29 protein-coding genes are annotated in these 25179 nt (G+C 31.4%); 12 read left to right on the top strand and 17 right to left on the bottom strand.

The features are described from left to right. Positions 1-20: 20 nt before the first annotated feature. From porD to EYD46_RS02160, 7 genes are all read right to left on the bottom strand, one after another. Positions 21-911: a type IX secretion system protein PorD gene (porD, locus tag EYD46_RS02190; protein WP_130935414.1), complete on the bottom strand. Its 891-nt coding sequence runs from the start codon at positions 909-911 to the stop codon at positions 21-23. Then, complete coding sequence (gene coaBC, locus EYD46_RS02185; RefSeq protein WP_130935413.1) at positions 904-2115, bottom strand: bifunctional phosphopantothenoylcysteine decarboxylase/phosphopantothenate--cysteine ligase CoaBC; 1212 nt, start codon at positions 2113-2115, stop codon at positions 904-906. Before coaBC ends, porD begins: the two co-directional genes overlap by 8 nt. Positions 2116-2124: 9 nt before the next feature. Beyond that, positions 2125-2451 (bottom strand): DNA-directed RNA polymerase subunit omega, encoded by a 327-nt coding sequence (locus EYD46_RS02180; protein ID WP_174719886.1) that lies wholly within the window; start codon positions 2449-2451, stop codon positions 2125-2127. A gap of 9 nt (positions 2452-2460) precedes the next feature. Continuing rightward, on the bottom strand, positions 2461-3291 hold the full coding sequence (locus EYD46_RS02175; protein WP_130935412.1) for an outer membrane protein assembly factor BamD: 831 nt from the start codon (positions 3289-3291) through the stop codon (positions 2461-2463). A gap of 108 nt (positions 3292-3399) precedes the next feature. Beyond that, positions 3400-4323 (bottom strand): ion channel, encoded by a 924-nt coding sequence (locus EYD46_RS02170; protein WP_130935411.1) that lies wholly within the window; start codon positions 4321-4323, stop codon positions 3400-3402. Position 4324: 1 nt separating this feature from the next. Beyond that, positions 4325-5203 (bottom strand): 4-hydroxy-tetrahydrodipicolinate synthase, encoded by an 879-nt coding sequence (dapA, locus tag EYD46_RS02165; RefSeq protein WP_130935410.1) that lies wholly within the window; start codon positions 5201-5203, stop codon positions 4325-4327. Between the two features lie 3 nt (positions 5204-5206). Continuing rightward, entirely contained in the window at positions 5207-5725 is a 519-nt protein-coding gene (locus EYD46_RS02160) for a DUF6913 domain-containing protein (RefSeq protein ID WP_130935409.1), read from the bottom strand. Positions 5726-5785: 60 nt separating this feature from the next. On the opposite strand from EYD46_RS02160, the gene EYD46_RS02155 reads away from it, so the two are divergent. The 3 genes from EYD46_RS02155 (at position 5786) to EYD46_RS02145 (ending at position 7922) form a co-directional block, all read left to right on the top strand. After that, on the top strand, positions 5786-6553 hold the full coding sequence (locus EYD46_RS02155) for a 5'-nucleotidase C-terminal domain-containing protein (RefSeq protein ID WP_130935408.1): 768 nt from the start codon (positions 5786-5788) through the stop codon (positions 6551-6553). A gap of 4 nt (positions 6554-6557) precedes the next feature. Next, on the top strand, positions 6558-7478 hold the full coding sequence (locus EYD46_RS02150) for a bifunctional metallophosphatase/5'-nucleotidase (protein WP_130935407.1): 921 nt from the start codon (positions 6558-6560) through the stop codon (positions 7476-7478). Between the two features lie 66 nt (positions 7479-7544). Beyond that, positions 7545-7922: a DoxX family membrane protein gene (locus EYD46_RS02145; protein WP_130935406.1), complete on the top strand. Its 378-nt coding sequence runs from the start codon at positions 7545-7547 to the stop codon at positions 7920-7922. On the opposite strand, the gene EYD46_RS02140 is transcribed toward EYD46_RS02145, so the two are convergent. From EYD46_RS02140 to EYD46_RS02125, 4 genes are all read right to left on the bottom strand, one after another. Then, on the bottom strand, positions 7919-8419 hold the full coding sequence (locus EYD46_RS02140; RefSeq protein WP_165454319.1) for a hypothetical protein: 501 nt from the start codon (positions 8417-8419) through the stop codon (positions 7919-7921). The two genes, EYD46_RS02145 and EYD46_RS02140, sit on opposite strands and share 4 nt — an antisense overlap. A gap of 284 nt (positions 8420-8703) precedes the next feature. After that, positions 8704-10707, bottom strand: a complete 2004-nt coding sequence (ligA, locus tag EYD46_RS02135) for an NAD-dependent DNA ligase LigA (RefSeq protein ID WP_130935404.1) — start codon at positions 10705-10707, stop codon at positions 8704-8706. Further along, the gene (gene prmC, locus EYD46_RS02130; RefSeq protein WP_130935403.1) at positions 10707-11564 is read right to left on the bottom strand and encodes a peptide chain release factor N(5)-glutamine methyltransferase; all 858 of its coding nucleotides are present in this window, start codon (positions 11562-11564) and stop codon (positions 10707-10709) included. Before prmC ends, ligA begins: the two co-directional genes overlap by 1 nt. Next, the gene (locus tag EYD46_RS02125; protein ID WP_130935402.1) at positions 11561-12052 is read right to left on the bottom strand and encodes a GNAT family N-acetyltransferase; all 492 of its coding nucleotides are present in this window, start codon (positions 12050-12052) and stop codon (positions 11561-11563) included. The genes prmC and EYD46_RS02125 overlap by 4 nt, the downstream gene beginning before the upstream one ends. 52 nt (positions 12053-12104) lie before the next feature. On the opposite strand from EYD46_RS02125, the gene EYD46_RS02120 reads away from it, so the two are divergent. From EYD46_RS02120 to EYD46_RS02105, 4 genes are read left to right on the top strand one after another with little or no spacing between them, the layout of a single operon-like run. Beyond that, positions 12105-12560 carry an LEA type 2 family protein gene (locus EYD46_RS02120; protein ID WP_130935401.1) on the top strand — a complete coding sequence of 152 codons (456 nt, stop codon included), beginning with the start codon at positions 12105-12107 and terminating at the stop codon, positions 12558-12560. Positions 12561-12564: 4 nt separating this feature from the next. Beyond that, a complete protein-coding gene (ribD, locus tag EYD46_RS02115) occupies positions 12565-13569 on the top strand; it encodes a bifunctional diaminohydroxyphosphoribosylaminopyrimidine deaminase/5-amino-6-(5-phosphoribosylamino)uracil reductase RibD (RefSeq protein WP_130935400.1) in 1005 nt (334 codons plus the stop codon). Then, complete coding sequence (locus EYD46_RS02110; RefSeq protein WP_130935399.1) at positions 13562-14173, top strand: HAD family hydrolase; 612 nt, start codon at positions 13562-13564, stop codon at positions 14171-14173. Before ribD ends, EYD46_RS02110 begins: the two co-directional genes overlap by 8 nt. Before the next feature lie 3 nt (positions 14174-14176). Further along, a complete protein-coding gene (locus EYD46_RS02105) occupies positions 14177-14785 on the top strand; it encodes an IMPACT family protein (RefSeq protein ID WP_130935398.1) in 609 nt (202 codons plus the stop codon). Here the strand turns inward: EYD46_RS02105 and EYD46_RS02100 are convergent. Then, positions 14782-15177, bottom strand: coding sequence for an acyl-CoA thioesterase (locus EYD46_RS02100; RefSeq protein WP_130935397.1), 396 nt, complete (start codon positions 15175-15177; stop codon positions 14782-14784). The genes EYD46_RS02105 and EYD46_RS02100 overlap by 4 nt on opposite strands. A gap of 192 nt (positions 15178-15369) precedes the next feature. Between EYD46_RS02100 and dnaA the strand changes: the two genes are divergently transcribed. The 3 genes from dnaA to EYD46_RS02085 are packed head-to-tail and all read left to right on the top strand — an operon-like array spanning position 15370 to position 18002. Next, positions 15370-16797, top strand: coding sequence for a chromosomal replication initiator protein DnaA (gene dnaA / locus EYD46_RS02095; RefSeq protein WP_130935396.1), 1428 nt, complete (start codon positions 15370-15372; stop codon positions 16795-16797). A 12-nt stretch (positions 16798-16809) separates the two neighbouring features. Beyond that, positions 16810-17265: a low molecular weight protein-tyrosine-phosphatase gene (locus EYD46_RS02090; protein ID WP_130935395.1), complete on the top strand. Its 456-nt coding sequence runs from the start codon at positions 16810-16812 to the stop codon at positions 17263-17265. Between the two features lie 20 nt (positions 17266-17285). Next, positions 17286-18002: an SAM-dependent methyltransferase gene (locus tag EYD46_RS02085; protein ID WP_130935394.1), complete on the top strand. Its 717-nt coding sequence runs from the start codon at positions 17286-17288 to the stop codon at positions 18000-18002. A gap of 4 nt (positions 18003-18006) precedes the next feature. Here the strand turns inward: EYD46_RS02085 and EYD46_RS02080 are convergent, their stop codons facing one another. The 5 genes from EYD46_RS02080 to dapF form a co-directional block, all read right to left on the bottom strand. Further along, positions 18007-18672 carry a lysozyme family protein gene (locus tag EYD46_RS02080; protein ID WP_130935393.1) on the bottom strand — a complete coding sequence of 222 codons (666 nt, stop codon included), beginning with the start codon at positions 18670-18672 and terminating at the stop codon, positions 18007-18009. A 111-nt stretch (positions 18673-18783) separates the two neighbouring features. Further along, entirely contained in the window at positions 18784-19692 is a 909-nt protein-coding gene (locus EYD46_RS02075) for a DUF2279 domain-containing protein (protein ID WP_130935392.1), read from the bottom strand. A 2-nt stretch (positions 19693-19694) separates the two neighbouring features. Next, entirely contained in the window at positions 19695-20738 is a 1044-nt protein-coding gene (gene mltG / locus EYD46_RS02070; protein ID WP_130935391.1) for an endolytic transglycosylase MltG, read from the bottom strand. Between the two features lies 1 nt (position 20739). Further along, a complete protein-coding gene (locus tag EYD46_RS02065; RefSeq protein WP_130935390.1) occupies positions 20740-21264 on the bottom strand; it encodes a GNAT family N-acetyltransferase in 525 nt (174 codons plus the stop codon). Then, positions 21261-22034, bottom strand: coding sequence for a diaminopimelate epimerase (dapF, locus tag EYD46_RS02060; RefSeq protein WP_130935389.1), 774 nt, complete (start codon positions 22032-22034; stop codon positions 21261-21263). The genes EYD46_RS02065 and dapF overlap by 4 nt, the downstream gene beginning before the upstream one ends. 126 nt (positions 22035-22160) lie before the next feature. On the opposite strand from dapF, the gene EYD46_RS02055 reads away from it, so the two are divergent. Both EYD46_RS02055 and EYD46_RS02050 read left to right on the top strand, forming a co-directional pair. Continuing rightward, positions 22161-23573, top strand: a complete 1413-nt coding sequence (locus EYD46_RS02055; RefSeq protein ID WP_130935388.1) for a trypsin-like peptidase domain-containing protein — start codon at positions 22161-22163, stop codon at positions 23571-23573. A 124-nt stretch (positions 23574-23697) separates the two neighbouring features. Further along, positions 23698-25146 (top strand): glyceraldehyde-3-phosphate dehydrogenase, encoded by a 1449-nt coding sequence (locus EYD46_RS02050; protein ID WP_130935387.1) that lies wholly within the window; start codon positions 23698-23700, stop codon positions 25144-25146. The last annotated feature ends 33 nt before the right edge of the window (positions 25147-25179 follow it).

Here is a 25179-nt window from a genome sequence, read left to right as displayed (position 1 = left end):
TTTAGCTTTCAGAAGAGTTACTAAAATTTAATATTCCTCCATTTACTGGAATGCATTGGTGCCACTTTTTGTAAAACGTCCTTAAGGCTAGCAATGTTTACCTGAGGACCATCTGTAAAAACTTGTTCAATTTCATCAGCTTTAGCATCAAAAAAAGTTCGTAACAAAAAAGAATTAGGACGTCTGCTATTCATCGCTTTAAAATTCGCTAAACTGGACGCTATTTGTTCTTTACCTTTTTTGGTGTCATTACTCATCTCATCCAACCCTAATCTATGATAATCGTAAATTACATTTCTAAACTCTTTAAATGTTGTAGACAACGCATTATCAATAAGTATAAATCTACTCTGCAATCCATCTTCCAACTTCCAGCCTCTAAAATTTTCTTGTTGTGAATAATTTAAAATGGTCTGTGCTTGTTTATAATAATCCTGTCCCCCATTTTGCTCATAAGAATCAGCATCTAAAGCTAAAATCATATACACGTGAAATGCTAATACTGAGATTAAATTTGAAGTATACTGTGTTGGGTTATAAATTAAATTTTGAAATTCTAAATATCTAAATGTAAAGTCTTTATCATTAAAATTATAAATTGGAGAGCTATAGGATGATCCATAAATAGGTCTAGAAGATTGCACTTGTAACGTAGCCTGAAACGTTTCTCCACTATATTGAGATACAACAATATTCATACTACAATTAATCAACTCTTGAGAAGCATAAGTTCTATCTGTCCACTTGGTATTATTGATAAACTCTGTTAATTGCTTTTCTAAATTTTTAAAGATTTGTAAATTCTCGTTACCTGTTTGTTGTGCATTAACAACAACTGTACAATTAAGTTCTTGAGAAAAACTACTTATCGTACTAAAACTTAATAATATAATGATTAAAAAACTACGCATGTATGTGTTTTAAAATTTCGTTTAACAAATCTACTGCTACTTCTGCTTTAGATTTTAATTGAAACTCTGTTACATTATTTTTATTATCTATAAATGTAACTTTATTTGTGTCTCCTTTAAAACCTGCACCTTTATCTTGTAACGAATTTAAAACAATTAAATTTAAATTTTTCTTTTTTAGTTTCTGTTTTGCATTTTCTAACTCATTATTGGTTTCTAATGCGAAGCCTACTAAAAATTGATGTTTTTTTATCTCTCCCAAAGAGGCTAAAATATCTTTAGTGCGTTCTAGCTCTAAAGTTAAAGTATCCGATTTTTTCTTAATCTTTTGAGTAGCTACGTCTTTAGGTTTAAAGTCTGCTACAGCTGCAGAGAGTATAGCTACATCAATATTCTCGAAATATTTATGTACCTCTTGATACATCTCTTCTGCACTAGTTACAGATAAAACATGAATTAGACTATGGGATACATTCTGATGTGTAGGACCTGTTATTAAAAAAACCTCAGCTCCAAGATTAGCTGCAGCTTTTGCTATGGAAAATCCCATTTTCCCGCTAGAATGGTTACCTATAAAACGTACAGGATCTATTGCTTCATAAGTTGGTCCTGCAGTAATCAATACTCTTTTTCCTTTAAGCGGAAGTTTATCAAGAATATCGTTTTCTATAAAACTGATGATATCCTCCGGTTCTGCCATTCTACCTTCTCCAACTAAACCACTTGCTAATTCTCCACTGGTTGCAGGAATCATGATATTTCCAAAAGAATTTAATTTTTTAAAAGAATCTTTGGTGGTCTGATGCTTGTACATATCTAAGTCCATAGCCGGTGCAAAATACACAGGACATTTAGCTGATAAATATGTAGCTAATAATAGATTATCAGATGTACCATTTGCCATTTTAGACAAGGTATTTGCTGTAGCTGGTGCAATAACAAATATATCAGCCCATAACCCTAAATCTACATGATTATTCCATACGGCATTATCATCTTCTTCGTTTGTAAAAGACGAATGCACTGGATTCTTAGAAAGTGTGGAAAGTGTTAGCGGCGTTATAAAATCTTTAGAAGCGGGTGTCATTACAACTTTAACTTGTGCGCCTGATTTTATAAACAATCGTACTAGTGAAGCAGTTTTATAAGCGGCAATACCTGCAGTAATGCCTAACAGAATGTTTTTGCCGCTTAGTATACTCATAAATAGTGATTACTGAGCGTCTTCCTCAGTATGTCTAAAATAAATTTTATCTGTAAGCCATTCTTGAACAGCTAATGCGTGAGGCTTTGGCAATTTTTCATAAAATTTTGACACCTCAATTTGTTCCTTATTTTCAAAGATCTCTTCTAAACTATCATTGTAAGTGGCAAATTCTTCCAACTTATCAATTAATTCTTTTTTAATCTCTGTGTTAATTTGCTCTGCTCTTCTCGATATGATAGAAATAGCTTCGTAAATGTTTTCTGTTGGCTCATCTACTTGATTTCTGTCGTAAGTTACTGTGTTTACTGGAGCAGTAGTTTTCTTTAAATCCATCATTATATATTAACTTTTAGCGCTGTATACTTCTAATTGTTTATTTATTATTGTTGCCATTTCTTCTGCTTCTGCAATATGTTTTGAGCTTGCGTAAGCTTTCTTAAAGACATTAAAATATTCTTTTGCTTGTTCTAATCTATTTTTTTTCAACCTGACAACCCCTTCTGCTGTTCGCTTTAATTCTACACTATTAACAGCTAGTTTATATGCTGCATCTAGTCTATAAAATAAAGCATCCTCTCTTAAGACTGATCCTGGAAATTCAAATATAAAATTATCAAATGATTTTATAGACGCTTTATAATCAGAAATATGATCGTATTGCTTAGCAATTTCAAACGCCTTTTTTTCTAATTTATAATCTAATTCTTTTATAAGCTTATTTGCTTCAGAAACATGTTGAGAACTTGGATATACATTAATAAACTCTTGTAATTTCTCAATGGCATCTCTAGTTTCTTTTTGATCTTTAGAATATCTAGGAGATAACATGTAATAACTTTTTGCACTTAAAAATGCTGCTTCTTCCTTCTTCTCGCTTTTTGGGTAACTTGCAACGAAACGTTCAAACTGGTACCCTGAAACATAATAATCCTTCATCTCAAAAAAAGATCTCGAGTACAAGTACATTAATTTTTGAGCTTGAGGTTTTCCTTTGTATTTTGGTACTATTTGAGCAAATATTCTATTAGCTTTCTCATATTTACCTTGCTGAAAAAGAGAATCGCCCATTTTAAATTTTAAAGCAACATCTTCAGATTTTAAAACCTTTTGATATTCGCTACATGAACTTAAAATACAGGCTATTAATGATATGCTAAAAAGAGTGGTTCTCATAGATTTTAAACAGAATGCAAAATTACATTTATTAAACGTAATTTAAAAATATTATTTCACGGCTAAAATAAATCTTCAAATACTGCAAGCACAAGGTTTAAGTTATATTTAACTTTTGGTAGATTCAATGACATCAAAAAGCTTGTGATCTAGGACCATCTTTCCGTTTTCATTATAATGATAGGTTTTTATAAATCTGTAATTAAGCTTAATATCTTTTAATAAGTAGGAATACATTTGGTGTACTTCTTGATTAAAAGATTCATCGTAATAGCTTACCATTACTATTAATTCGCCTTGTTGTTTAGTGATATCATTTTCTAAAAACCCATATAATGGACTTTGTTTATCAATTTCATGAACAATAGTCCATGTGGTTGGCAAATAGTTAATAGTATCTCTTTTTAATTCTAAATTGTAAAAATCATTTACATACTCGCCTTTTTTATTTTTCTTTGAAAGCGTAAGTGTTACCGCTACTTTAGGATGAATCATTGTACTTTTTCTATCATTTTCAATTCTAAACATCAATGCTTTATGCTCTTTAAAATCATTTAACACTAAATGCTTTGTAAACCTAATAGCCGCCTTTGGTTTAGAAAATCTTCCGTAGAGCAAGCCTGTTGCAAATGCAAAAAACATCAATCCAATAAAAGCTTCAATCGAGGATACAATACCACTTGCCATTCCTGTTGGGGACATTGCTCCGTAACCTAGAGTGGTAAAGGTTTGAGAAGAAAAAAAGAAGGCATTAAAAAAATCCTGAAGTACACTCCCTGAAGCTACCGTTATTTCCTCAATTCCAATTAATAAATACAAAAAAGCAAAACATGTATTTGCAAAAATGTAAGAGACAAATGAGAGGCAAAAAAATGCCCCCCAAGATATATTTATAAGATAGTTATAAGCTTCAGAAAATCGTTTTGATTTATTTAGGTGTACTACATTAAAAAACCCATTATCATCAATTAAACGCCCAACATATTGGGCCGATGTGTTACCAATGCCTGGATCTTTTATTTTTTTACCCAAATTAAAATGCTTTTACAAAATCTGCAATCTTTTCTTTTAGTGCTTTAGATGCTGGAACTAAAGGTAGTCTTACATGTGATTCGCATAAGTTTAATGCTTCAAAAACTGACTTTATTCCTGCTGGATTATTTTCTTCAAAAATATAATCTATAGCATCCATTAAGCGAAAATGGAATTTATAAGCTGCTTTTGCATCTCCTTTTAACCCTAATCGTATCATTTCTGAAAACTCTTTTGGAAATGCCTGACCTATTACTGAAATAACACCTGAGCCTCCTGCAAGAGTAACTCCTAAAGCTAAATCATCATCTCCTGAAATCACTAAAAAATCTTCTGGTTTATTTTTCAAAAGTTGTAAATATTGATAAGTACTATTCCCTGCCTCTTTAACTCCTATAATATTATCAAAATCATTCGCTAAACGAATGATCGTACTTGGCTCTACATTTTTAGACGTACGCCCTGGCACATTATAAAGCAAAATATCAACCGGACTAGCTTCAGAAATCATTTTAAAATGCTGATAAACGCCTTCTTGAGTAGGCTTGGTGTAATAGGGAGACACAGATAGAATAGCATCGATTTCACTTAAATCCGTACCTTCAATTTCTTCTACAATTGCCGCAGTATTACTACCTCCAATACCTAAAACCAAAGGTACTCTCCCTTTGTTTACTTCAATTATTGCAGCCGTAATATCCTTTTTTTCTTGTTTCGTTATAGTTACGCTTTCCGCAGTTGTTCCAGAGATTACCAAGTACTCTACTCCATTTTCTATATTAAATTCAACAATAGCCTTAAGTGCATCATAATCAATACTTAAGTCTGATTTAAAAGGTGTAATCAGCGCAACCCCAGTTCCAAGAAACTTATTATTCATTTTTTAAGTTTTATTTAATACTGTTAAATATTTAACTACTTCATCACTAAATATATTAACCTCTTTAATTTTTGTTTTTATGATGATATCATTCAAACGTGCATCACTTTGCAAAACTCCGATTTTAAATTGAGATTTAGAAGAAGCTGTCAATAATTTTAATTCCAAATGTTCCTCGGTGTAATAACTAATCAATACATCAAAAGATTCATTCAAAAACGCTTGTAATTCAACATTTTTTATATCGCCGTTCCAACCAAAATCCTTTGCATTAAAACAGGAATCCCACGAGTTACTAACACCTTTTAAATCGTTAGTATATGCAATTACTTTAATTTTATTTGCATGTATTTTTAGGCGAGATGCTAAAACATTAAATGCGTTAAAATCTTCAATTTCATCAAAATTTAAAATAACACCCAAACTTTTAATTTTATTATTATCAACGTTAACTTTACGCTTTGATAATAATTTATTCAAATACTTTTTATTTGATTTTGTCTTAAAAGCTTTTAAAATCATTTAAATTTACACTTTGCGCAAAGGTAGCAAAAGTACATTCAAATTATAATCAAATTTAAGATGGTAAATCTTACCAAATCTAAATTAAGTTTAATCGCTTTCATCTTATTACTAATAATAAGCTGTAAAGCCAAGAAGCTTTATTTAAATAAAGTTGAGGGAGAGCGTTTAAATATTAATAAAAATATTACTCCTAATGCAGACATTGACGCATTTATTGCACCATATAAAAATCGCATAGAAAAAGATTTAGATAGTGTTCTTGCCTACTCAGTTGACACCTATTCTAAAAGCAATGGTAAACTAAACACTGCTATTGGAAATTTACTTGCAGACATTGTACAATCTGAAGGCAATGGTGTGTTTTATAAAAGAACTGGAAAAAAAATTGATGCAGTGATTTTAAATCATGGTGGCATTCGTGCTGAAATACCGAAAGGTCCTGTAAATGCTAGAATGGCTTATAACATTATGCCTTTTGAAAATGAGATAGTGGTAGTTGCTATTAAAGGAAAAAAATTAGATGAAGCTATAAACTATTTATTGAGAAGTAAAAGAGCCCACCCCATTGCTGGTCTTAAACTAACTGTTGATAAAGATTTCAACTTGATTAAAGCCACAATAAATAATGAAATTATAGTCAAAGATAAAATATACTACTTTGCTACTAGTGATTATTTATACAATAGAGGGGATAATATGACTTTCTTTCAACCCAATGAAGAGTTTCATGATTTAAATTATAAAGTAAGAAGTGCTATAATTGATTATTTTAAGAAGACAGACACTATTAACCCTGTAATTGACAATAGGTTCATCATAAAATAAAGCTATGAGAAGAAGAGATTTTATTCAAAAAGTATCTGCTGGAACAACTGCATTAGCAACAATTGGCAGTTTAGGTCTTCAATCTTTTACTACAAAGCCAAAAACTACTAAGATTACAATATTACACACCAATGACGTTCATAGCCATATAGATACGTTTGGCCCCAATGAAGGTAGGAATGCTAACAAGGGAGGTGTTGCAAGACGTGCTTCTTTAATCGAAAGTATCAGAAAACAAAATCCTAACACTTTGTTACTTGATGCTGGCGATATTTTTCAAGGCACACCTTACTTTAACTATTATGGAGGCGAGTTAGAGTTTAAACTTATGAGTAAGTTAAAATATGATCTAGCCACTATTGGCAATCATGATTTTGATAATGGTATTAATGGATTATACGCGCAATTACCCCATGCAGAATTTAATTTTGTTTCTGCTAATTATGACTTCTCAAATACACTACTAGACACCCATGTAAAACCTTATCAAATTTTAAAAAAGGATGGCATCAAAATAGGCGTTTTTGGTTTAGGCATTGAACTTAACGGACTAGTTGAAAAAAAGCTTTACAAAGAAACAGAGTATCTAAACCCTATTGAAATAACCCAAGACATCACTCGTATTTTAAAACAAGATGAACAATGTGATTTAGTAATATGCTTATCACATCTTGGTTATAATTATAAAAACAACCCTAATAAAATAAGCGATTTGAAACTCGCTGAAGCAACAAAAGACATTGATTTAATTATTGGGGGACACACGCATACATTTTTATCAAAACCAACTATTGTAAAAAATACTGAAGGCAAAAAGATGCTTGTAAATCAAGTTGGATGCTATGGGCTCTATCTTGGTAAAATAGATTTTTATTTTGATACCAATAAAAATAAAACTGCTAAAGGCATTTCTATTTCTGTCTAGTTTTTTTCAGTTTTTGATAAGTTTTTAAGAATTGCTTCGTCTAAAAGCTTATCAAACCAAATAAATATGAAAAAATACTTTCCTTTAGCATTACGTATTATTATTGCGATAATTTTAATTCAAACACTTCGATTCAAATTTCTTGGACACGAAGACAGCATTTATATTTTTGAAACTGTTGGTTTAGAACCTTATGGAAGAATAGGTATAGGGATTATAGAACTGATTGCTGGTATACTTTTACTCATTAGAAAAACAGCTTGGATTGGTGCTTTACTTACTTTAGGTGTTATTGGTGGAGCCATAATAATGCATCTTACAATACTAGGAATAGATGTAAAAGGAGATGGTGGTGTACTTTTTACTACTGCTGTAGTAACTTTTTTATTAGCTGCTATAATTACTATTATTTATAAAAAAGACATTCCTCTTATAAAAGCCTAATTTATAGTACTGTCTTGCTTTCTATACTTAAGTTTTGCCTGTTCATAAAGAAAATAAAAACCTACTAAACCTAAAGATATTGTAAAAAAGTTTAGTAAATTTTGATGAGCCACATATAAGTATGCCACATTGATCACTTCTGAAAAAACGATACATACCGTTCCTACCAATATGTAAAATGCTTTTCTGCTATCCTTACAAAAATAATTTAAAAGCGCTAAGGATAGTATCATTAACATAGATATATTATATACAATCTCTAAAACGTATTCTGCTCCCTTAAGTAAATGAGAATTAACAATTTGAAAGAGTACATAAGTTATATATGAATTAAGTAAAAAGAGTACTATAACTGAAAATAGATAATGTTTTAAAATATAACTAACAGAAAGCTTTCTTGCAATTTCTATAGCTAAAGCTAAGTAAGCAAGTATATATAATGTATTACCTAGAAAATAATCAACATAATGTGGCATATATTGAGAAAAAATTATCATAATATCTGATATTGAATGTAATACAAGAAACAAAATCAAATAGATTGAGCGTTTTTTAACATTATAAAAGTACCATAATGTTAAAACAGGTAAGATCAACGAACCTATTGCATCTGCATAAAATACGTTTCCTGAAAACAAGAAATATATATATAACGCATAGATAAAACCTAATATAAATGCCAGTACTTTGGGGCTGTACATAACAGTGGTTAATAGTTATGTGACAAATATAAACAAAAAATGCAATTAATCGATAAAAAAAAGCTTTTTGTCGTTTTTTTTTAAAATTTATTTATTTTTTGTAAGAATTCAACCTCATTAATTAAAGAAATACCTAAACTATTTGCTTTATCCTTTTTACTAGGCCCCATTTTGTCCCCAGCTACTACAAAACTGGTTTTAGAAGATATAGAGCTACTTACCTTCCCCCCATTATCCTCAATTAGTTTTTTAAGTTCATTTCTCGATACATGTTCAAACACTCCAGACACTACTATAGACTGTCCTTTCAAAATTTCCGTTTGTCCTTCTAACTCTTCAGAAGATACTTCTAATTGTACTCCAAAGTCTTTTAATCTATTAACAATTTGTATATTTTCTTCTGAAGCAAAAAACAAGGTAACACTTTCAGCTATTTTAACACCTATTTCGTCAACTTGCTCTAAATCTTCTTGAGTAGCACTAATAAGATTATTAATTGATTTATAGTGCTTTGCTAACTTTTTTGCTACAGTCTCGCCAACATAGCGAATACCTAATGCATATAACACACGCTCAAAAGGAATATTTATTGATGCCTTAATCCCATTAATCAAGTTATCCGCACTCTTTTCTGCCATACGCTCAAGAGGTATAATTTGTGCTTTAGTTAATTCATATAAATCTGAATAATTTGAGATTAAACCAGCATTGACCAAAAGTGCCACGGTTTCTCCTCCCAATCCTTCTATATCCATAGCTTTTCTAGAAATATAATGCTGTATTCTACCTATAATTTGAGGATTACAACCATTATAATTTGGGCAATAATGTTTAGCATCTCCATCAGTTCTTATAAGTTCAGTATTACATTCTGGACAATGTGTTATATAGCTTGTAGGTACAGAATCTACTGGGCGTAACGCAAAATCAACTCCTATAATTTTAGGAATAATCTCCCCTCCTTTTTCTACAAAAACAGTATCTCTTTCTCGTATATCCAACTTTTCAATTTGGTCTGCATTATGAATAGACGCGCGTTTAACTGTTGTACCTGCAAGTTCTACAGGTTCTAAATTAGCTACAGGAGTAATTGCACCTGTACGTCCTACTTGGTATGTAATTTCATTTAGCAATGTAGATACTTGTTCTGCCTTAAACTTATAGGCCATTGCCCAACGTGGAGCTTTAGCTGTATAACCTAATTCTTCTTGTTGCTGTAAGCTATTTACTTTTACAACAACACCATCAGTTTCATAAGGTAACTCATGCCGTTTGGTATCCCAAAAGTTCACAAACTCTAAAACTTCATCTACATTTTTAGCCAAAATAGCTATATCTGGCACTTTGAAACCCCATGAACGCGCTTTTTCTAAACTTTCAAATTGAGTTGAAATAGGTAAGTTTCTACCTTTTAAATTATACAACAAACACTCTAACGGACGTTTAGCTACTTCTGCACTATCTTGTAATTTTAAACTTCCCGATGCAGTATTTCTAGGATTTCTATAAGGTTCCTCTCCGTTAGCTATACGCTCTTGATTCATTTTACTAAATCCTTCAAAAGGCAATACAATCTCACCTCTAATTTCGAATGTATCAGGATAATCGCCTTGCAATTGTAATGGTACTGTTTTAATTGTTTTTACATTAGCAGTAACATCATCACCTTGAAATCCATCACCACGAGTTACAGCTTTAACTAGTTTTCCCTGCTCATAAGTTAAACTCATAGAAGCCCCATCATACTTAAGCTCACAAGTATAATTCACTTCCCCTTCTACTATTTTTTTGATACGTTTTTCCCAATCTAATAAGTCTTCTTTAGAATATGAATTATCTAAAGAATACATACGATACTCATGTTTAATTGTTTCAAAGTTTTTTGTTACTGCACCACCAACACGTTGCGTTGGTGAATTTGCATCATAAAACTCCGGATATTTTTCTTCCAACTCTTGAAGCTCCTTAAGTTTCATGTCGAATTCATAATCTGAGATTTTAGGATTATCCAAAACATAATAGTTATGATTGTGAGTTCTTAGTTCATCCCTCAGTTCAATTATTTTATTTTGTATGTCTTCCATTAGTTAATTTCTGCTTTTACCATTCTATCCTTCTCAAAAATATCTTTCTTTAATACTATATCTTTAAATCCTAAATGCTCCAAAAGCATGCGAGTATCTTCTCCTAAATACTCATTAATCTCAAAAAACAACAATCCATCTTGCTGTAATACTTGTTTTGCTAATTTAGAAATTACCTTGTAAAACAGCAGTGCATTGTCATCTTCAACAAATAAAGCCAAATGCGGTTCATAGTCCAATACATTAGGTTTCATTAGTTGTTTTTCTAAAACCCTTACATAGGGCGGATTAGATACAATAACATCAAACTTTATAGCTTTAAAACAAATTTTTCTAGTCGCCTCTTTTAAAATATCACATTCTATAAACTCAATAGTAGCATTATTCTGTTTTGCATTATATCTAGCAACATCCAAAGCTTTTTTACTAACATCTAAGGCATAAACATTAGCATTTGGTAGTGCTTTAGACAATGAAATTGCAATACAACCACTACCTGTACCTACGTCTAAAATATTAATTTCTTTGTTTTTATCAACTTTATCAATAATCCACTCCACCAACTCTTCTGTTTCAGGTCGAGGAATCAACACATCTTTATTTACCTTAAATTTCAATCCAAAAAACTCCGTCTCCTCTAATATATATTGAATAGGTTTTTGCGCTTTTAAAAGCTCTAAAGCATCTAAAATTAATGATTCATCTTGCACTTCTTTTTCTGGAAACATCGCCAAATCTATACGCTTTATGTTATAAAACTTTTCTGTTAAGAGATAAAAAAAAGTATGTATCTCCTCTTCAACAAATAATTGCGCTAATGCTTCATGAAATGTATTTCGAACTTCTAATAGCTTCATAAATCCTTTATCATCCATACACCACAAGAAAAATGACCTGTATAACCTAAAGCACCTTTTAAATGCTTAAAACCAAAGTTTTCGTATATATGTATTGCTGCTTTTAACTGGGGTGCAGATTCTAAATAACATTGCTTATAACCTAATTCCTTTGCAGCTCTTAAGCAAGTTTCAAACATTAATTTACCAAAACCTTCTCCGCGAATTTCAGGAGAAAAATACATTTTTTGAATTTCGCAGATGCTACCTTCAGTATCATTTAACGGCTTTACACCTGCCCCTCCCAGAACTTCTCCGTTTCTATCCACAACATAATATATATCATCATCATTTTGGTAAGATTGAAACATTGCTTTGGTCTCAGGGTCTTCATAAGCAGTACCTTCTAAAGGAATATCAAACTCATAAAAACAGTTTCTAATTACCGCTTCTAATTGGGCATTATCTTGCAACTGTATTTCTCGAATAACTGTAGTATCTTTACTCACTTTAATCAATCACTTTTCAAAAGTGAAGATACAGGAATTCTTAAAATAGAATATGAAACGTTTTTTATTATTATTAACAATACTAAGTACTTTTTTCAACTGCAAAGTGAATGAAAAACCCCTTTTTATAAATGTTGAAAATATTAAAGTAAAGGAATCTACCTCTAAACACATTACACTATCAGCCGATGCTTTATTTATGAACCCCAATGATATTGGTGGCGAGTTAAAAACCGATGAAATTAAGATTTTTGTAAACAATAATGAAGTTGGCTATGTTTCAACTGAGAGTTTTAAAGTACCTGCTAAAGAAGAATTTAGTATTCCACTTAAAGCTACTATACCTATTGACAGTTTAATTAGTAATAAAAGTATTGGAGGCCTCATAGGGAGTTTATTTAGTCAAAAAATAAAAGTGCAATACAAAGGCGATATCCTATACAAAACTCTAGGTTTCTCTTATACTTACAACGTTGATGAAACCGAAGAAGTAAAAATTAAGATCTAAAGCATTGCGTATTCATGAAAACTATATAGAACGCTGTTTGCAAATTGCCAAAAACGGCTTAGGGATTACCAGACCAAACCCTATGGTAGGTTGTGTAATAGTGGTTCACAACAAAATTATAAGTGAAGGTTATACAAGTGCTTACGGTGGCAATCATGCTGAAGTAAATGCTATTAACGCCATAAAAGACAAATCAGTTTTAAAAAAAGCGACACTATATGTTACTCTAGAGCCCTGTTCTCACTATGGAAAAACACCTCCATGTAGCGACTTAATAATCAAGCACCAAATTCCGAATGTGGTTATTGGCTGTATTGATGATAATGAACAGGTCGCTGGAAAAGGTGTTAAAAGGTTAATGGAAGCCGGAATTGATGTCGTTGTTGGTGTTTTTGAACATAAATGTAAATTACACCATAAGCGCTTTTTTACCTTTCATAACAAAAAGCGCCCTTATATTATATTAAAATGGGCTGAAACCAGAGATGGGTTTATTGCCCCAAAATCTAAATTAAAACAGGAACCTGTTTGGATAACAAATACATTCTCAAGACAATTAGTACACCTATGGCGTACTGAAGAACAAGCTATTCTAGTAGGCACAAATACAGTTTTAGAAGACAATCCTAGTTTAACCTCCAGAGCTTGGGTAGGCAAAAACCCAATAAGAGTAATTATAGACAAAAACAATAAATTACAGAAGAATCTAAATATTTTTAACTCAGAAGCAGAAACTATAGTAATAAATAAAGATAATGCTGATTTCTCTAAACCTCTAGGTATACAAATTTGTAATGTTTTATTTGAAAAAAATATAAATTCAGTTATTGTAGAAGGAGGTTCGCAAACACTACAAACATTTATTGATGAACATCTTTGGGATGAAGCAAGAGTTTTTAAAGGGAGACCTAATTTTAAAGATGGTATAAAAGCACCTAAAATTACTGGAAAGCTTATATATGAAAATGAAATTCAAAACGATATACTAAATATTTATAGTAATGATTGATTCAATTATTTTTGATTTTGGAAATGTATTTATCAATCTAGATATTGAAAAAGGTTTTAAAGAATCACTATTACAACTTGGTATTAACGAATTACCCAAAGACATTATCAATATCAATAATTCTTATGAAACTGGTAAGATATCAACAGAAGAATTCATCAGTTTTTACACTGAAAAATTCTCGCACCTTACAGAAAATCAGCTGGTTGACTTGTGGAATATTATTTTAAAAGATTTCCCCAAGCAACGTTTAGAATTTTTAAGAGCACTAAAAGCTCAAAATAAATACAAACTTATTTTACTAAGCAATACAAATGAGCTTCATATTAATTGGATTAAAGAACGAGTATCTTTTTATGAAGAGTTTAAAAATTGTTTTGATGCGTTTTATCTATCTCATGAAATACATTTAAGGAAACCCAATACTGATATTTTTGAATTTGTTTTGAACACTCATCATCTAAAACCAGAAAAATGCTTGTTTATTGATGATAATGTAGACAACATTTTTACGGCAAAAAGTTTAAATATCAATACGTGGCACATTACTCCTTACAAAGAAGATATAACAGAATTACTTTCAAAACAAAAACATCTACTTTAAATTTTGGATGCTAAAGATTCTTATAGAACTATCGCTTCAGCAACTGAAAGCATTTTACATAAAGAAAAAAATAGCAAGTTTTATGGGTTGGCATTTCCAGTAAAAAATGAAAATGAAGTAAAACACTATTTAGAGATTGTAAAAAACCAATACCATTCTGCAAGACATTGGTGCTACGCATATCAAATAGGCACTGAACAGATTACCTTTAGAGCTAATGACGACGGCGAACCCAGTAATTCAGCAGGAATGCCTATACATGGACAAATACAATCTTTTGGAGTTACCAATATACTCATAATAGTTGTACGTTATTTTGGAGGTGTTAAATTAGGTGTAGGTGGATTGATACAAGCATACAAAACAACTGCGCAATTAGCATTAGAATCATCAAAAATTATTGAAAAAACCGTAAATATTGAATTTCTAATTACTTTCGAATATAAGGATATGAATAAAGTAATGCGAGTTATTAAGGAAAGGCAACTTAAAATTATAAACCAAAAATTAGAATTAAGCTGCGCTATCACTATTTCAATTAGAAAAAGTTTAGCTAATGATATGTTTAAGACTTTCAAAAATATTTATGGAGTGAATATTGAAAAAATTTAATTTATCAAATCTAAAATGTATTTTGGCGCTCGTGTTGGTCTATCCGTTTTCTTATCAATAAAAACTAGTATTGTGCTAGCTGTTGTTAAAATTTCTCCTTCTTCATTTGTGATTTCATACTCAAATTCAATCTTTGCAGTAGGTTTTTTTTTAAGTTGAGTTTTTACATTAATTAGATCGTCGTAACCTGCTGATTTTTTATAATTTATATTTAAAGAAACTACTGGCAACATTATCCCGTGTTCTTCCATCTTTTTATAAGAAATTCCTAGTTTACGCAACCATTCAATTCGCCCCATTTCTAGGTATAATGCATAGTTACCATGATACACCACTCCCATTTGGTCAGTTTCACCATACCTCACTCTAATCTGTATTTCATCGAATTTCATGACTTTATATCAATATTTTTTCGTAGTTTGGGCTAGAGCTTAAACATGAGAAAAAAATTCTGAAAATTCAACTCTATTTGATTTTTTTTTTTAGAATTTTGTTCACATATTTGCCACACAACAAAAGGGGGATTAAAGAGATATTCTTCTCTTTAAATCAATTACTAACTAAAACCAAAACATTTTAACTAAATGAATACAACTGCGCAATCGGTTTGGGGCAACTGTCTTAATTTTATAAAGGATAACATCCAGCCGCAAGCCTATAAAACATGGTTTGAACCTATTGTAGCAGTTAAACTTCAAGATAATGCATTAAGTATTCAAGTTCCTAGTAAATTCTTTTATGAATGGCTAGAAGAACACTACGTTAAAATTTTAAAAGTAGCATTAACAAAAGAGTTAGGGGAAACTGCCAAACTAGTATACATCATTAAGATGGAAAACACGTATGGTAATAAACAACCTTTTACTGAAAAAATTCCAAGTTCTAATAGAACTCCAGTAAAATCGCAAGAAGTAGATATTCCTCTTAATAATAAAAGTCCTGAATTAAAAAATCCATTCGTAATTCCTGGGATAAGAAATGTGAAAATTGAATCACAGCTAAATCCTAATTATAGTTTCGAGAATTTTTTAGAAGGAGACTCCAATAGACTAGCAAGAAGTGCAGGATTAGCAGTTGCTGCTAAACCAGGAGGCACATCTTTTAACCCACTACTTATATTTGGTGGAGTTGGTTTAGGAAAAACACATTTAGCACATGCTATTGGTGTTGATATAAAAGATAAATATCCAGAAAAAACAGTACTCTATATTTCTGCAGAGAAATTTACACAACAATATATAGATTCTGTAAAAAAGAATAATCGTAACGATTTTATTCATTTTTATCAGATTATTGACGTACTAATTATTGATGATGTTCAATTCCTCTCTGGAAAATCTGGTACGCAAGATGTATTCTTCCATATTTTTAATCATTTGCATCAAAATGGTAAGCAAGTTATTCTTACGAGTGACAAAGCTCCTGTAGATATGCAAGATATTGAACAACGTTTGCTATCTCGATTTAAATGGGGATTATCAGCTGAGTTACAGCATCCAGATTTTGAAACGCGCGTATCTATCTTGAAAAATAAACTATATCGTGATGGTGTTGAAATGCCTGACGAAATTATAGACTACGTTGCAAAAAACATTAAAACCAATGTACGCGAGTTAGAAGGTGCTATTATTTCTTTAATTGCACAATCTTCTTTCAACAGAAAAGAAATTACTTTAGAACTAGCTAAACAAATTGTTGAAAAATTTGTTAAGAACACAAAACGCGAAGTATCAATTGATTACATTCAGAAAGTAGTATCTGATTATTTCCAAATGGATGTAGACACACTACAATCTAAAACAAGAAAACGTCATATTGTACAGGCTAGACAGTTAGCTATGTTCTTTGCTAAAAAAATGACCAAAGCTTCATTGGCTAGTATTGGTTCCCAAATTGGTAAACGTGACCACGCTACTGTACTTCATGCTTGTAAAACGGTGGATAACCTATCTTCTACAGATAAACAATTTAGAAAATACGTAGAAGATATTGCAAAAAAACTTTCTGTTTAAATTCAATAAACGATGACTAAAATTCTAATGGTATGCTTAGGCAATATTTGTCGTTCGCCATTAGCTGAAGGCATTTTAAGATCTAAACTTCCTAATGATACTTTTATAGTTGATTCTGCCGGAACAGCCGCATACCACATAGGTAGTAAACCAGATTCCCGTTCCATCTCTGTTGCACAAAAACACAATATAGATATCACTCATCTAAGAGGAAGACAATTTGTAAAAAGTGATTTTGAGGAGTTTGATTTGATTTACGCTATGGACGAGTCAAATTACAATCATATTGTATCTATGGCAAAAAACGAGAATGATCTATCAAAAGTAAAACTCATTCTAAATGAAATTACACCAAATGAAAACTTAAGTGTCCCAGACCCTTATTATGGTGGCAACCAAGGCTTTGATAATGTATATAAAATGTTAGATGAAGCTTGTGAAATAATTGTCATTAAGTTAATTTCATAAATAACCCTTATATTGTTGGAATGCAGGCGTCAAAAGGCAAACTATATCTTATACCAACCACATTAGGAGATACACCTCCTCTTGAGGTATTACCTATTTCAATAAAAAAAACAATTGAGGACGTTTCAATATTTATTGTTGAAAATGAAAAATCTGCTCGACGGTTTATCAAAAAAATCAGTCCGAAGAAATCACAACCAGATTTAGAAATATTTCTACTAAATAAATTCACTCAACCTATTGAACTACCCGAGTTTTTAGAGCCTTGCTTAAAAGGTAAAAGTGTTGGACTTTTATCTGAAGCTGGTTGTCCAGGAGTAGCAGACCCAGGCGCAGATGTTATAAAACTTGCACATGAAAAAGACATACAAGTAGTGCCTTTAGTAGGACCTTCTTCTATCTTATTGGCTATGATGAGTTCTGGCCTAAACGGGCAAAGTTTTACTTTTAATGGATATTTACCAATTGATAAAAATGAGCGTAAAAAGGAAATAAAACACCTAGAGCGACTCTCTTTTGATAAAAATCAATCACAAATTTTCATTGAAACACCGTACAGGAATAACAAACTACTAGAAGACATTTGTACTACAGTATCAGGAGACACTAACGTTTGTATAGCTTGTGACATTACACTACCTAGTGAATATATAAAAACCTTACCTGCAAGAGTTTGGAGCAAAAAAAAAGTAGACCTTCATAAAAGGCCTACTATTTTTATTATTCATAAAAGCTGAATTTCTAAATAGAATTCACTTTAGCTTTTTTATTTGCTTTCAAGAAAGACGTGTCATAACTAGAGAATTTTTTCATGTAATAAGCTACTGTTGTTCCGTATCCATCAGCAAAATTATCTAATCCGTAACTTCTCAAGTATTTTTTTACACTACCAGCTCCAGCAAGATGTGCTGCTGCTAAAATACCAGATTCGGTAACCAGAATACCATTAATTCGCTTTCCTACAAAATTATTAATATCCCTTCTAAGAATCCACTTATTTCTCTGTGCATTAGCTATAAACGCTTTCTCTTGCAATTTAGGAGTGCCTAAAAACTTATTAATATCTCTTACACCAATTAACCTAAGTGTTTCCTTACCAAATTGATACTTCCCTAAGTATCCATAAGTGTTAATCGTAGCATAATTTCCCCCAGATTCTTTAAAAGCTAAAGCTTCTTTAAAGCCAACGAACGATTTACCAAGATATGGCGAAAACGATTCGTACCCATCTTTTGATGTCTTAACATTATTCCTAATGCTTACATCTGGCTTAACAGTGTAATTTAACACTAAGCCATCGGTTGAATACCTACTAATATCTATCGTTTCATTACTTGAAAACGACATGTGTAACAGTATACATATTGTAAGTGCTAATACTAGGTAACTTGCAATATTTTTTACCATAATGATTAAATTTCTTCAACAGAATCACTGAGTAATACTGCTTGAAAATTTGAGCGTGCAAAATTACACATTCTTTTAATAATATCAAAATAACTCGTTTAAGTGCAATTTTTAATAATGGAATAGATGAAATACAGCCCCATTCTTATTAAATTCTAGGGTAGGAAATGGTATTTTTATCATATTAAAAATGCTAAAAATTGACTTTAACAGCGCTGATTTCGTTCTTAGGTTTGATAAATTTACATCTAAACTCAAATAAAACTGTCTAAATCTTGGAATAGTTGTTAACATTTGATTGTCAGTAACTCTTGTACCTGTTAGCATCCCTTCTCCCCCATAGCCTAAAGCTACATTTAACCATTTTGGAATTTTACTGTCTTTAAAAAATGAATGTAAGTTAAAACTAAGCCAATATGTTTGACCGTTATAGTCTTTTAAAATTTGCTCTGAAAAAGAATTTCCAAGCTTTTCAGGGTTTAAATCTGCATATCTGGATTGTTGAAATCCAAACTTAACATTAATGCGTTGCTCATTCCATAATAATTCTTGCGAAATATATAAGCCAGTTCCTAAAGCATTAGCACCGACATCTCCCCATGAAAACCCCCATTCACTAGAATACCCATCTAATACTTCTACAGCTGTTAAGAAACCAAACCCCAAAGTAGCACCATAAATTAATTGATCTCGTTTGCTAACTCCACTCCAATTTAAAAGGTTTGCACCTTGTTTTCCCATTTGGTAAGATGTAAATACATGACCAAATTTATCCATTTGAAGCCACTGATTATTATCATCAGTAGTATGAAATTTTGAACGTTCAAAATCAGCATACCAAATTTGATCCAGTGCAATTAAAGTTAATCCACTTAAAGCTGCTTCAGAAATAACAACAGCATTTCTGCGAGGTTTATTTAAAGTATCACTAGGTTTTAAGAAATGTTCTAAACGGGTTTGAGAAAAAATAACGTTACTAAAACACAGAAAGATAATAACACTACATCTATAAAACCACATTTCTATTTTCTAATGCCTTTAGAATCCAAATACTTATGGTAAGCCCTAGCATTAGCATTGTGTTGTGCCAATGTTTTTGCGAATTTATGATATCCAAATCGTTTTGGGTCTGCACACATAAAAATATATTTATGCTTTTCATAATTCAAAACAGCTTCAATAGCAGAAATATTAGGCATAGTAATTAGTCCTGGTGGTAACCCTCTATTTTTATAGGTATTATAAGGAGAATCTATAGATTTATGAACATTCAATACACGTCTTATTATGGTATTATTATATTGAGGCAGTTTATAAGCAGCAAATTTTAATGTTGGATCTGAATCTAAAGGTATTCCTGAATTTAGCCTATTAATATATAAGCCTGCAATCCTGGCTTGTTCTGATTTTTGTTTAGATTCCTCATAAACCAATGAAGCTAATGTCATTACTTGATCTTTAGACAAACCTATAGCATGCGCTTTTGCTATCCTTTTTTCATTCCAAAAACGCTTATACTCTTTAAGCATACGGTCTCTAAATGTTTCTGCCGTAGTATTCCAATACAACTCATAACTATTAGGTAAATACATTCCTAGAGCTGTTTCATTAGTAAAACCATTTGAGGTAAAAAATTCTGTATCAGTCATAGCCTCAAGAAGAGAAAGACTGTCTGCTTCAATTTGATTGGCAACACGTCCTGCTAACTTCTCTAATGAATTTTGATTATTAAAAGATACTTTTATTGGTAAGTTTTCGCTTCTTATAGAGTTGATAATATCATTATTATTCATTCCTTTTTTTATAGCAAATTTCCCAGATTTAATATTTGATGTATATTTTTTTTGCTCGGCTAAAACATCAAAGGATGCTATGTCTTTCAAAAGGGGCTCTAATTGAGACCTTACTTCATTATAACTATCAGTAGATTTTATATAAATGTATGCTTCATCATTGTTGAAATTTGTATTTGGAGACAACATTGCATTATACACATAATAAGCAAAAAAACCAGCTATAACTAAACCGATAAGTGCTATTGCCCAAAGTATTTTTTTTATATACATGTTATGATTTTATAAGTTGAAATAAGAATTCGTTATTGTAATTTCCTCCATTATAATTCCAATCTTTTTTAAGTCCGATTTTCTCAAAACCGTGTTTTGTAAAAAGTTGAATACTTGCTTTATTTTCTTCTGAGATATTACAATACAGTTGATGTAATCCTAAATGAGTAAAGCTATAATTAATAAGAAGTTTTAAAGCTTCATTACCATACCCCTTTGCTCTATTAGCTTCATCTTTTACAATAATTCCAACTCCTGCCCTTTTATTCTTAAAATCAAAATCAAATAGATCAATCAATCCAAGAGCTTCTCTTTTTTTACTTTCTACTACTAAACGCAATTGTTTAGCTTCAAAAATATCTTTTAGTGCATTTTCTAAATATTGTTTGATAACGTACCTAGAAAAAGGCGTCTGTGTATTGCCTAAGTGCCAAATAGTTTCATCATTTTCTATCTCAAAAACAAAATCTAAATCTTCAGGTTCTAGTGCTCTAAGGTTGATATGTTTACCTGTTAAAGTTTTCATATAGTACCTTCAAAAACAAATTTTGCCGGCCCTACTAGCCATACATTAGTATATATACCATCTTCAAAATCAAAACTAACTTCTAATTTTCCGCCTTCAACTTGTATAGAAATGATGTTTTTTTCAGTTTCTCCTATATAGTGCATTGCTATTGCTGTAGCTGTAGCTCCAGTTCCGCATGACAAAGTTTCATCTTCAACACCACGCTCATAAGTTCTCAATCTAAAGGTATCATTATCAATATGCTTTACAAAATTCACATTTGATCCTTCTTCAAAATAAGGAGCTCCATATCTAATTTTTGACCCTTTAGCTTTAATTTTAAAAGTATCTATAGCGTCCTCAAACTGAACGTGATGAGGCGAACCTGTATCTAAAAAAATATGATCATCTTTTTTTAATACAGAGGTCACATCTTGCATTTGTAAACGTACAATACCATCCTTAATACTAGCATGATGTAATCCATCGATAGCTTCAAAAACAGCATTCTCAGAAATAACACCTAAATGCTTTGCAAAAGCTACTAAACACCTGCCTCCATTTCCGCACATGGTACTTTCATTGCCGTCGGAGTTATAATAAACCATTTTAAAGTCATAGCTCTCATGGTTTTCTAATAAAATTAAACCATCTGCTCCTATGCCAAAACGTCGGTCACAAAGGTCTGCTACCAAATTGGTATTATTTTTGTCGAACGTTTGTTGACGATTATCAATCATCACAAAATCGTTTCCTGTACCTTGATATTTGTAAAATTTCTGTTGCATAATTAAGGGACAAAGATATAAATATTATAACGTTTTTCAGATTGTTAAATCGTCGTTAAAGTTGAATTACAAATTCAATAAATATTTAATTTTAATCGTTAATAAATATATCTTAAACTGGAAATTATGAAGAAGATTTTAACACTAGTATTGGTTTCAGCTCTTGGTGGTATATTAACACTAGGAGGCTACAAACTATTTTTAGAAAAAGAAAAAACTGTGGTGGTTGAAACTGTTGAGGAACAACCATCTTTAATTCCCACAGCCACATCAAACACTATTTATAAGCCATTAGAAACACCTGATTTTATTACTGCTGCCGAAAACACAGTAAATGCTGTTGTACACGTAAAAAATGTAACTTTAAGTAGAGGAAGAATGACTTTTGAAGACTTATTTTTAGGTAGAAGCCCACAGCGTGCACAATTAGGAACTGGCTCAGGAGTCATCATTACTCCTGATGGTTACATTATTACTAACAATCACGTCATTGATAAGTCTCAGGAGCTATCTGTGACTTTAAATAACAATAAAACTTACGAAGCAAAAATTGTTGGAACTGATCCAAAAACGGATATTGCGCTTTTAAAAATTGAAGCTGATGAAGACTTACCCGTAGTCACATTTGGCGATTCAGATAATGCAAAAATAGGCGAATGGGTACTGGCTGTTGGTAATCCATTTAATTTAACTTCAACAGTAACGGCCGGTATTATCAGTGCTAAAGCGAGAGACTTATCAGGTAATGCATCACAATCTTTTATACAAACAGACGCTGCTGTAAATCCAGGAAACTCTGGAGGTGCTCTTGTTAACACAAATGGAGAGCTGATAGGTATTAACACTGCTATTTCCTCACAAACAGGTTCTTATGTAGGGTATTCGTTTGCTGTACCAAGTAACATCGCACGAAAGGTGGTAAATGATATCATGGAATATGGTAATGTACAAAATGGTATTTTAGGTGTATTTGGAGTGGCATTAAACAGCACAGCTGCTGAAAGAAAAGATATAGACGATACAGAAGGTTTTTATGTTGATAGTATTGAAGAAGACTCTGGAGCTGAAGCTGCTGGCATTAAAGAAGGAGATATCATTAAAAAAATAGATAACATTAAAATTTTAAAGTTTTCCGATCTTAAAGGTCATTTAAATACTAAAAGTCCTGACGATATTGTTGATGTCACTTTTTTACGTGATGGAGATATCAAAACTGTTCCTGTAAAACTTATTAAACCAGCACCCTCTGCTATTTTGCCTTATGTAGGACTAATTAAAAATGCAAAACCAAAGGAGTTGAAAAAGTTCAAGGCAAAAAGTGGAGTAAAAATAGACCGATTAGATGGTAACGAAAGAATAATAAATTATTGGAAAAAGAATAATATTGGCAAAGGATCGATTATAACAAAAATTAATGGTATTGCTATAAATAGCATTGATGATGTAAAAACCGTTTTAAAAACTCATTCTATTAATGAAGCGCTTGAATTAGAGCTTATTAATTTAGATGGAGAGAAAGAGAGTCATTTTATTCGATAAAAAATAAATTTCATATTGAAAAAACAGCACTTTTAAAAGTGCTGTTTTTTTTATGAAAATGTTTTACGAAAACGTTTGAAATATGATACTTTTGCAACATTAAAAACCACTAAACTTACAAAAAATGTCTACAGATGCAACTTACGAAAAAGAGTTAGCGTTTCAAGCAGATCGCCGAAGAGCAACAGTTGAATTTATTAAAGTTATTAGTGATCTTTGGTACGATAACTCCATTGAGTTAATTCTCTTCAAAAATCAACTTATTGACAAAAATGTGAGTGAGATTTTAAACTTACACGACTACGCTGGTAAGTTTGTCCAAAAACCCATTTCAATTTTTGATTCTGTTGAAATTGCAAAGGCAATAAAACAACTCAATATACCTCCGGCTAAATTGGATATTGGTAAATTAACATACGAATTTCATTTAGAAGAAAATAAATTTGATGATGCTATACACTTTGTAGCTAACAAAATTAAAGATGCTGGCAAAAGCAAATCTATAGAGCCAAAAGATGTCATACTTTATGGGTTTGGAAGAATTGGCAGACTGGTTGCGCGAGAATTAATGGCAAAAACCGGAAAAGGCAGTCAACTACGCTTAAGAGCTATAGTAACTAGAGGTGCTATAACTAAAGAAATCTTAGAGAAAAGAGCATCTTTATTTAATAATGATTCTATTCATGGTGGATTTGCAGGGACTGTTTCTGCTGATTTAAAAAATAGTGCTCTGATTGTAAATGGCACTACGGTAAAAATAATTTCTTCTGATGCCCCTGAAAAAATTGATTATACCCAATATGGTATTAGCAATGCATTAGTAATTGATAATACGGGTGCTTTTAGAGATAAAGAAGCTTTATCTAGACACTTAAAAGCAAAAGGTGTAAAAAAAGTGTTACTTACTGCACCTGGAAAAGAAATTCCAAATATTGTACATGGCGTTAACCATTTTGATTACAATCCTGATACTATTGATATTTTTTCAGCCGCATCATGTACCACTAATGCTATAACTCCAATTTTAAAGGCAATAGAAGGTTCTTATGGCGTAAAGAGTGGGCATTTAGAAACCATTCATGCTTACACCAATGATCAAAATTTGGTAGATAACTTTCATAAGAAATACCGACGTGGTCGTGCTGCCGCGCTAAATATGGTAATTACAGAAACTGGTGCAGGAAAAGCAGTAGCTAAAGCATTACCTAGTTTAGAAGGAAAACTAACATCTAATGCTATTAGAGTTCCTGTTCCTAATGGTTCGCTAGCTATCTTAAATTTAGAATTAGATAGAAAAACATCTCTAAACGGCATCAACTCAACTATTAAAAAATATGCTTTAGAGGGAGATTTGGTTGAACAGATAAAATATGAGCTTAGTGATGAACTCGTATCTAGCGATATTGTTGGGTGCTCAGCTCCTTCAATTTATGACAGTAAAGCAACTATTGTGCGTTCAGACGGAAAAAATGTAATACTATATATATGGTATGATAACGAATACGGGTATAGCCATCAGGTTATAAGACTTGCAAAATATATATCTAAAGTAAGACGCTATACGTATTATTAAAAACATCTAAGTGTAAAATTTTATCGTAAATAT

This window comes from Hyunsoonleella pacifica, from assembly GCF_004310335.1.
Lineage (GTDB): Bacteria > Bacteroidota > Bacteroidia > Flavobacteriales > Flavobacteriaceae > Jejuia > Jejuia pacifica.
This window is presented reverse-complemented; position numbering and strand designations above follow the sequence as displayed.